General features: G+C 67.7%; 9 protein-coding genes. All 9 read left to right on the top strand.

Features of this window, described 5'->3' with window-relative positions; genetic code table 11:
* The coding region (locus tag U5775_RS38325; protein WP_322063339.1) for a LysR family transcriptional regulator at positions 1–918 on the top strand (918 nt) is incomplete at its 5' end.
* A gap of 145 nt (positions 919–1,063) precedes the next feature.
* Positions 1,064–2,563: a 2-hydroxymuconic semialdehyde dehydrogenase gene (locus U5775_RS38320; RefSeq protein ID WP_322063338.1), complete on the top strand. Its 1,500-nt coding sequence runs from the start codon at positions 1,064–1,066 to the stop codon at positions 2,561–2,563.
* A complete protein-coding gene (locus U5775_RS38315; RefSeq protein WP_322063337.1) occupies positions 2,560–3,381 on the top strand; it encodes a 2-keto-4-pentenoate hydratase in 822 nt (273 codons plus the stop codon). Before U5775_RS38320 ends, U5775_RS38315 begins: the two co-directional genes overlap by 4 nt.
* On the top strand, positions 3,378–4,352 hold the full coding sequence (locus U5775_RS38310; protein WP_322063336.1) for an acetaldehyde dehydrogenase (acetylating): 975 nt from the start codon (positions 3,378–3,380) through the stop codon (positions 4,350–4,352). Before U5775_RS38315 ends, U5775_RS38310 begins: the two co-directional genes overlap by 4 nt.
* Before the next feature lie 14 nt (positions 4,353–4,366).
* Positions 4,367–5,395, top strand: coding sequence for a 4-hydroxy-2-oxovalerate aldolase (gene dmpG / locus U5775_RS38305; protein ID WP_322063335.1), 1,029 nt, complete (start codon positions 4,367–4,369; stop codon positions 5,393–5,395).
* Positions 5,392–6,165: a 2-keto-4-pentenoate hydratase gene (locus tag U5775_RS38300; RefSeq protein WP_322063334.1), complete on the top strand. Its 774-nt coding sequence runs from the start codon at positions 5,392–5,394 to the stop codon at positions 6,163–6,165. Before dmpG ends, U5775_RS38300 begins: the two co-directional genes overlap by 4 nt.
* A complete protein-coding gene (locus U5775_RS38295) occupies positions 6,162–6,596 on the top strand; it encodes a RidA family protein (RefSeq protein WP_322063333.1) in 435 nt (144 codons plus the stop codon). The genes U5775_RS38300 and U5775_RS38295 overlap by 4 nt, the downstream gene beginning before the upstream one ends.
* A 22-nt stretch (positions 6,597–6,618) precedes the next feature.
* Positions 6,619–7,143 carry a 3-hydroxyanthranilate 3,4-dioxygenase gene (locus U5775_RS38290; RefSeq protein ID WP_322063332.1) on the top strand — a complete coding sequence of 175 codons (525 nt, stop codon included), beginning with the start codon at positions 6,619–6,621 and terminating at the stop codon, positions 7,141–7,143.
* 31 nt (positions 7,144–7,174) lie between these two features.
* The coding region (locus U5775_RS38285) for an amidohydrolase family protein (protein WP_322063331.1) at positions 7,175–8,116 on the top strand (942 nt) is incomplete at its 3' end.

Here is an 8,116-nt window from a genome sequence, read left to right as displayed (position 1 = left end):
CTGATGGTGTTCGAACGCGTGCTGGAAACGCGCTCGGTCGTGCGGGCCGCGAATGAAATGCGCCTCACGCAGCCGGCCGTGACCAAAGTGATTCACGAGCTCGAAGCCTGCTTCGAGGGCGCGTTGTTCGAGCGTTCGAATCGCGGCGTGCAGCCCACGGAGCTGGGCGTAATGCTCGGCCGCCGCGTCAAGTCGCTGATGGCCGAGCTGCGCTACATGACGGACGAGCTCAACGACTTTCGCCTCGGCACGAGCGGGCACGTGGTGGTCGGCACGCTCATTTCGGCTTCGGCGCGGCTGTTGCCTGCCGCCATCGCCTTGCTCAAGGCGCGCACGCCCGACGTACTCGTGACGGTGCGCGAAGGCACCACCGCGCACCTCTTTCCGGCGCTCGCGACCGGCGACCTCGATGTCGTGGTCGGCCGTCTGCCGGAGCGCGAGCTGCCCATCGCGAGCGCGTTTCCGCTTACGCACGAGGCGCTATTCGACGAATCGCTTTGCGTGGTGGTGGGCCAGGGCTATGGCGCCGCGCCCGCGAGGGTCGCGCATCTGCGCGAGCTCATCGACTCGCCGTGGATCCTGCCGACGCCCGACTCGCCCGCGCGCCTCTCCGCCGAGAACCTGTTCCGCCGCGCGGGCCTTGCCATCCCGAAGGACGTCGTGGAATCGCTCTCGATTCTCACCAACGTCGGGCTGCTGTTCGAGACCCCGCGTATCGCGCTGATGCCGCGCGTGGCGGCGCGCCAGTTCGAAGGCGCCGGGCTGCTGCGCGTGATCGAGCTGCCCGAGACGGCCGCGTTCGGCACGGTCGGTTTCTCGCTGCGCTCCAACAAGGCGCAGAGCGCCGCGTGCCAGGCGTTCGTGGGCTGCCTGCGCGAGGCCGCTGCGCTGGCGCACGCGGCGCACGGCGGCGAGTGATTAGCGCTGCCGTGCCGCGCGCTGCCGTGTACGCGCCGGCGCGCTGGTATTCCGGATTTGCATATTCAGCGCCGAATGTTTGATTGGCCCGGTTGCCGGGACTTCCCTAGACTCGCTCCAACCCAACCATCAAGCAGGAGACGTCGTGACCTTCGAAACAACAGGAACGAGCGCGGCCCGCCGCGAGCCGCGGCTCTTGCGCCATTACATCGATGGCGAGTTCGTGGCCGGCGCAGCGGCGTTCGACGACCTGAGCCCCGTGGACGGCTCGCTGATCGCGCGGGTCTGCGAGGCCGATGCGGCTGCCGTCGACCGCGCGGTCCTGGCCGCGCGCGCGGCGCAGCGCGCGGGCTGGGGCACGACCACGCCGGCGCAGCGCGCCGACTGGCTGCACCGGATCGCCGACGGCATCCAGGCGCGTTTCGAAGACTTCGTGGCCGCGGAAGTCGCGGACACGGGCCGCCCGCTCGTGCAGGCGCGCACGCTCGACATCGCGCGCGGCATTGCCAATTTCCGCACCTTCGCGGACCTCGTGCGCACCGCGCACAGCGAGTTCTTCGAAACCCACGCGGCCGACGGCAGCGAGCTGATCAACTATGTGACGCGCAAGCCGCTCGGCGTCGTCGGCATCATTTCGCCGTGGAATCTGCCGATGCTGCTGTTCACGTGGAAGGTCGCGCCCGCGCTCGCGATGGGCAACTGCGTGGTGGCGAAGCCCTCCGAGGAGACGCCGGCCACGGCCACGCTGCTCGCCGAAGTCATGCACGAGATCGGGCTGCCGCGCGGCGTGTTCAACCTGATTCACGGGCATGGCCCGAACGCCGCCGGGGAATTCCTGACGCGCCATCAAGGTATCGACGCGATCACGTTCACGGGCGAGTCGCGCACCGGCAGCGCGATCATGAAGGCCGTCGCGGATGGCGTGAAAGACATCTCGTTCGAGCTTGGCGGCAAGAACGCGGCCGTGGTGTTCGCCGACGCGGACTTCGACGCGGCCGTGGAGGGCGTGCTCAAGTCGAGCTTCACGAATGCGGGGCAAGTGTGTCTGTGCAGCGAGCGCGTCTATGTGGAGCGGCCGATCTTCGAGCGCTTCGTGGCGGCGCTCAAAGATAAAGCCGAGGCGATCAAGGTTGGCAGTCCGTACGAAGAAGGCACGACGATGGGCCCGCTGATCTCGCAGGGCCACCGCGAGAAAGTGCTCTCGTACTTCCGGCTCGCCGTCGAGGAGGGCGCGACGGTGGTGACGGGCGGCAAGGTCCCCACCTTCGGCGACGCGCGCGATCAAGGCGCATTCGTCTCGCCGACCATCTGGACGGGCTTGCCCGATACGGCCCGCTGCGTGACCGAGGAAGTGTTCGGGCCCGTCTGCCACATCGCGCCGTTCGACAGCGAAGACGAAGTGATCGGCCGCGTGAACGACAGCGCGTACGGCCTCGCCGCGAGCATCTGGACCACCCGGCTCGAGCGCGGGCATCGCGTGGCGCGGCAGATCGAGACCGGCATCGTCTGGGTGAACGCGTGGTTCGTGCGCGACCTGCGCACGCCGTTCGGCGGCACGAAGCTCTCGGGCCTCGGACGCGAGGGCGGCCGTCACTCGCTCGACTTCTATTCGGAATTGACCAACGTATGCGTGAGGATTGCATGAGCGCAGCAGAACGGGATGCCGTGGCGCAGATGGCCGCCACGCTATGGGAGGCGCAGCGCAGCGGCGAGCCCTGCGCGCCGGTGAGGGACGCCGTGGCCGCGCTGGGCGGCGATGCGCTGGCGCTGGCCTATGCGGTGCAGCGCGTGAACACGGAACGCAAGATCGCGCAGGGGCGGCGCGTGGTGGGGCGCAAGATCGGCCTGACCTCGAAAGCCGTGCAGCAGCAGCTTGGCGTGGACCAGCCCGACTTCGGCACGCTGTTCGACGACATGGCCGTGGCCGACGGCGAGGAGATCGCGCTGGCCCGCACCCAGCAGCCCAAGGTGGAAGCCGAGATCGCGCTGGTTCTCGCACGCGACTTGCCGCACGAGCGCCACACGATCGCCGATGTGATCGGCGCCTGTGCGTATGCACTGCCGGCGATCGAGATCGTCGGCAGCCGCATCGCGAACTGGGACATCCGTCTCGTCGATACCGTGGCCGACAACGCGTCGAGCGGGCTCTTCGTGCTCGGCAACCGGCCAGTGAAGCTCGATGCGTTCGACGTGACGGGCTGCGGCATGGTGATGGAGCGGCGCGGCGACCCGGTCAGTGTGGGCGTGGGCGCGGCTTGTCTCGGCAATCCGCTGTTCGCGGCGCTGTGGCTCGCCAACACGATGGTGCGCGTGGGCACGCCGCTTCAAGCCGGTGACATCGTGCTGACCGGCGCGCTGGGGCCGATGGCCGCCGTGACGGCCGGCGACGTCTTCACCGCGCATATCGACGGACTGGGCGCGGTGAGCGCCGCGTTCGCGCCTCAACCGGAGCAACGCTCATGAACCAACGCGACTCACAGACACAGACGCACACACACGCACGAGGCAAGGCGAGCGTCGCCATCATCGGCTCGGGCAACATTGGCACCGACCTCATGTTCAAGGTCATGCGCCACGCGAAGCACCTCGAAATGGGCGCGTTCGTCGGCATCGACCCCGAGTCGGACGGGCTCGCGCGCGCCGCGCGCCTTGGCGTGCCCTGCACGGCGCAGGGCCTCGACGGCCTGCTCGCGATGCCGAACTTCGGCGACATCGCCATCGCTTTCGACGCGACCTCGGCGGGCGCGCATCGCCGCCATGCGGCCGTGCTGCGCGAGCACGGCGTGCAGGTGATCGATCTCACGCCGGCGGCCATCGGGCCGTTCGTCGTGCCCGTCGTGAACCTCGACGCGCATCTCGACGCGCCCAACATCAACATGGTCACCTGCGGCGGCCAGGCCACGATCCCGATCGTGCACGCGGTGTCGCGCGTGGCGCCGGTGCACTACGCGGAGATCGTCGCGTCGATTGCGAGCCGCTCCGCTGGGCCCGGCACGCGCGCCAACATCGACGAGTTCACCGAGACCACCTCGAAGGCCATCGAGACCGTGGGCGGCGCGGCGCGCGGCAAGGCGATCATCGTGCTCAATCCCGCCGAGCCACCGCTGATCATGCGCGACACCGTCTATTGTCTCGCGGGCGAGGACGCGGACACGGGCGCGATCGAGCGCTCGATCGAGGCCGCCGTGGCCGAGGTGGCCGCCTACGTGCCGGGCTACCGGCTCAAGCAGGCGGTGCAGTTCGAGCGCTACACGCGCGAGCATCCGCTTGCGCTCCACGCGCGCGACCGGCGCTCCGGCGTGAAGGTGAGCGTATTCCTCGAAGTCGAGGGCGCGGCGCATTATCTGCCGGCCTATGCCGGCAATCTCGACATCATGACCTCGGCCGCGCTCGCGGCCGCCGAGCGCATCGCGGCTGGCCGCGTGAGCGCGTGACGGGAGAGCTTCGAATGATAGACACGAGCAAGAAGATCACTATCTCCGACGTGACGCTGCGCGACGGCATGCACGCGATCCGCCATCAGTACACGCTCGATCAGGCCGTGGCCATCGCGCGCGCACTCGACGAAGCGGGCGTGGACAGCATCGAAGTCGCGCACGGCGACGGCCTGTCCGGATCGAGTTTCAACTACGGCTTCGGCGCGCATACCGATCTCGAATGGATCGAAGCCGTTGCCGCCACGGTCCGGCGCGCACGCGTGGCGACCCTGCTGCTGCCCGGCATCGGCACCGTGCATGACCTGCGTGCAGCTTACGATGCCGGCGCGCGCATCGTGCGTATCGCTACGCACTGCACGGAAGCGGACATCTCGAAGCAGCATATCGAGTATGCGCGCGAGCTCGGCATGGACACCACAGGATTCCTGATGATGTCGCATATGACGACACCCGAAGCGCTCGCGGGCCAGGCGAAGCTGATGGAGCGTTATGGCGCCCAGTGCGTCTACGTGGTGGATTCGGGCGGCGCACTGAACATGCGCGACGTCGCCGCGCGCTTCGACGCGCTCAAGGCCGTGCTCGATCCGGCCACGCAGACGGGCATGCATGCGCATCACAATCTCTCGCTCGGCGTGGCGAATTCGATCGTCGCGCTCGAACACGGCTGCGACCGCATCGACGCCTCGCTGACCGGCATGGGCGCGGGCGCCGGCAACGCGCCGCTGGAAGTGTTCGTGGCGGCGGTCGATCGCATGGGACTCAATCATGGCTGCGATGTGAAGGCGCTGATCGACGCGGCCGAGGACATCGTGCGCCCCTTGCAGGAGCGGCCCGTGCGCGTGGACCGCGAAACGCTCGCGCTGGGCTATGCGGGCGTGTATTCGAGTTTCTTGCGCCACACGGAGGCCGCCGCGGCACGCTACGGGCTCAGCGCCTTCGAGATCATGGTGGAGCTCGGGCGGCGGCGCATGGTCGGCGGCCAGGAGGACATGATCGTCGACGTCGCGCTCGACATGCTGAAAGCCCGGGAGGCCGCATGATCGACTTCGACGCCCTCGCGGAACGCCTCGATTCCGCGGCCTGCCATGCCGAACCGCTCGCGCAGCTGAGCGCCACCAGGGCGTTCTCGCTCGAAGAGGCCTATGAGATCCAGCGCGCCTCCATGGAGCGCCGCGTGCACCGCGGCGAAACCATGATCGGCGTGAAGCTCGGCTTCACGAGCCGCGCGAAGATGATCCAGATGGGCGTGGACAGCCTGATCTGGGGCTGGCTCACCGACACCATGCTCGAAGAGGACGGCGCGCGCGTGGCGCTGGAGCGCTTCATCCATCCGCGCGTGGAGCCCGAGGTCTGCTACCTGACGAGCCGCGACATCGACTGCCCGCTCACGGCGCTGGAAGCCTCGCGCTACCTCGAAGCCGTGGCGCCTGCGATGGAGATCATCGACTCGCGCTATCGCGACTTCCGCTTCACGCTCGAAGACGTGATTGCCGATAACTGTTCCTCGGCGGGACTCGTCGTGGGCCCGTGGAGCCGCGATTTCGCGCATCTGCGCAATGCGGGCGTGATCATGCGCGTCGACGGCCGGATCGTGCAGACCGGCTCGACGGCGGCGATTCTCGGCAATCCGCTGCGCTCGGTCGTGCAGGCCTCGCGGCTCGTGAGCGAGAGCGGCATGGTCCTGCGCGCGGGCTCGCTGATCATGGCGGGCGCGGCCACGGCGGCGCATCCGCTGGTTGCGGGAACCCACGTGCATTGCACGATTGCGGGCCTCGGCAGCACCGAATTCACCACCTCGCGAAAATCATGAACGAACCCATTCATCAGGGCCGCCTCGTGCCGGGCAAGGCCAAACCGCGCGGACGCTTTCCGCACGTCACGCGCGCCGGCGATTTCCTGTTCGTCTCGGGCACGAGCTCGCGGCGCCCCGACAACACCTTCGTGGGCGCCTCAGCCGACGCGCTCGGCACCGTGAGCCTCGACATCCGCGCGCAGACGCGCGCAGTGATCGAGAATATCCGCGACATCCTGCGCAGCGAAGGAGCGGACCTCTCGAATCTCGTCGAGATTTCCGCGTTCCTCGTGAACATGAACGACTTCGGCGGCTATAACGAGGTGTACGGCGAATACTTCGACGAGACCGGCCCCACGCGGACGACCGTGGCCGTGCATCAGCTTCCGCATCCGCATTTGCTGATCGAGATGAAGGCGATCGCGTACGCGCCGTTACGTCAAGGATAACGAAACATTAAGGGAGACGACCATGCTGGCATACGGCAAGCCGTTCAATTTTTCTCGCTGGATCGACGAGCATGCGCATCTGCTCAAGCCGCCCGTGGGCAACCAGCAGGTGTGGCAGGACAGCGACCTGATCGTGACGGTGGTGGGTGGGCCGAATCACCGGACCGATTACCACGACGATCCGTTCGAGGAATTTTTCTATCAGATGCAGGGCAATGCCTGGCTCGACTTGTGGATCGACGGCCGCAAGGAGCGCGTGGACCTGAAAGAGGGCGACGTGTTCCTGCTTCCCGCGCATGTGCGTCATTCGCCGCAACGCCCCGAGGCGGGCAGCGCCTGCCTCGTGATCGAGCGGCAGCGCCCCGAAGGGGCCGTGGACGGCTTCGAGTGGTATTGCGACGGCTGCGGGCACCTCGTATATCGCGTCGAGGTCCAGCTCAAAAGCATCGTCTCCGACTTGCCGCCGCTCTTCAATGCGTTCTACGAGTCGGAGGAGAAGCGCCGGTGCCGCCATTGCGGCCGCATTCATCCGGGGAAAGCCGCGTAAAGCAGGGCAAAGACAGCAGGGTAAAGACAAGATGACAATCCGAATCGACATGCATTCCCACTTCTTCCCGCCCATCGCGAAGGAAGAAGCCGCGCGCCTCGACCCCGAGCACGCGCCGTGGCTGAAGATCGACGCGGCCGGCGAGCGCGGCATGATCATGGCCGGCGAGCGCGAATTCCGCCCCGTCTATCGCGCGCTCTGGGACCCCGCCGCGCGCATCGAGGAGATGGACGAACGCGGCGTGGACGTGCAACTGATGTGTGCGACGCCCGTGATGTTCGGCTATCGCTACGCGGGCGCCGCGGCTGCCGCGTGGGCCGAGCGCATGAACGACCGCGCGCTCGAACTCTGTGCCTATGCACCGGAGCGCCTGTTCGCGCTGGCCCAGGTGCCGCTGCAGGACCTCGATCTCGCTTGCCGCGAGGCCACGCGCGCGTGCCGCGCCGGTCATCGCGGCGTGCAGATCGGCAATCACCTGGGGCCGCGCGACCTCGACGACGAGCACCTGATCGCGTTCCTCACGCATTGCGCGCACGAGGAGATTCCCGTGCTGGTCCATCCGTGGGACATGATGACCGACGGGCGCATGAAGAAGTGGATGCTGCCCTGGCTCGTGGCGATGCCGGCCGAGACGCAACTGAGCATGGTCTCGCTGATTCTTTCGGGCGCGTTCGAGCGGCTGCCGAAGACGCTGAAGCTGTGCTTCGCCCACGGTGGCGGCAGCTTTGCGTTCCTGCTCGGGCGCGTGCAGAACGCGTGGGAGCAGCGCGATATCGTGCGCGAGAATTGCCCGCAGCCGCCGCTCTCCTATGTCGACCGCTTCCATGTCGACAGTGCCGTGTTCGATCCGCGCGCGCTGAGCCTGCTCGTGGAGACCATGGGCGAGGACCGCGTGCTGCTCGGCTCGGACTATCCGTTTCCGCTCGGCGAGCAGTGCATCGGCGACCTCGTCGCCAATCACGCGGGCCTGAGC

The sequence above is a fragment of the Paraburkholderia sp. J63 genome, from assembly GCF_905220245.1.
In the GTDB taxonomy this organism is placed as follows: domain Bacteria; phylum Pseudomonadota; class Gammaproteobacteria; order Burkholderiales; family Burkholderiaceae; genus Paraburkholderia.
This window is presented reverse-complemented; position numbering and strand designations above follow the sequence as displayed.

What these genes read in the sequence shown, in the direction of transcription:
- U5775_RS38315 (WP_322063337.1), top strand. Translation starts at nt 2,560, where the DNA reads ATGAGCGCAGCAGAACGGGATGCCGTGGCGCAGATGGCCGCCACGCTA.
- U5775_RS38310 (WP_322063336.1), top strand. Translation starts at nt 3,378, where the DNA reads ATGAACCAACGCGACTCACAGACACAGACGCACACACACGCACGAGGC.
- dmpG (WP_322063335.1), top strand. Translation starts at nt 4,367, where the DNA reads ATGATAGACACGAGCAAGAAGATCACTATCTCCGACGTGACGCTGCGC.
- U5775_RS38300 (WP_322063334.1), top strand. Translation starts at nt 5,392, where the DNA reads ATGATCGACTTCGACGCCCTCGCGGAACGCCTCGATTCCGCGGCCTGC.
- U5775_RS38295 (WP_322063333.1), top strand. Translation starts at nt 6,162, where the DNA reads ATGAACGAACCCATTCATCAGGGCCGCCTCGTGCCGGGCAAGGCCAAA.
- U5775_RS38290 (WP_322063332.1), top strand. Translation starts at nt 6,619, where the DNA reads ATGCTGGCATACGGCAAGCCGTTCAATTTTTCTCGCTGGATCGACGAG.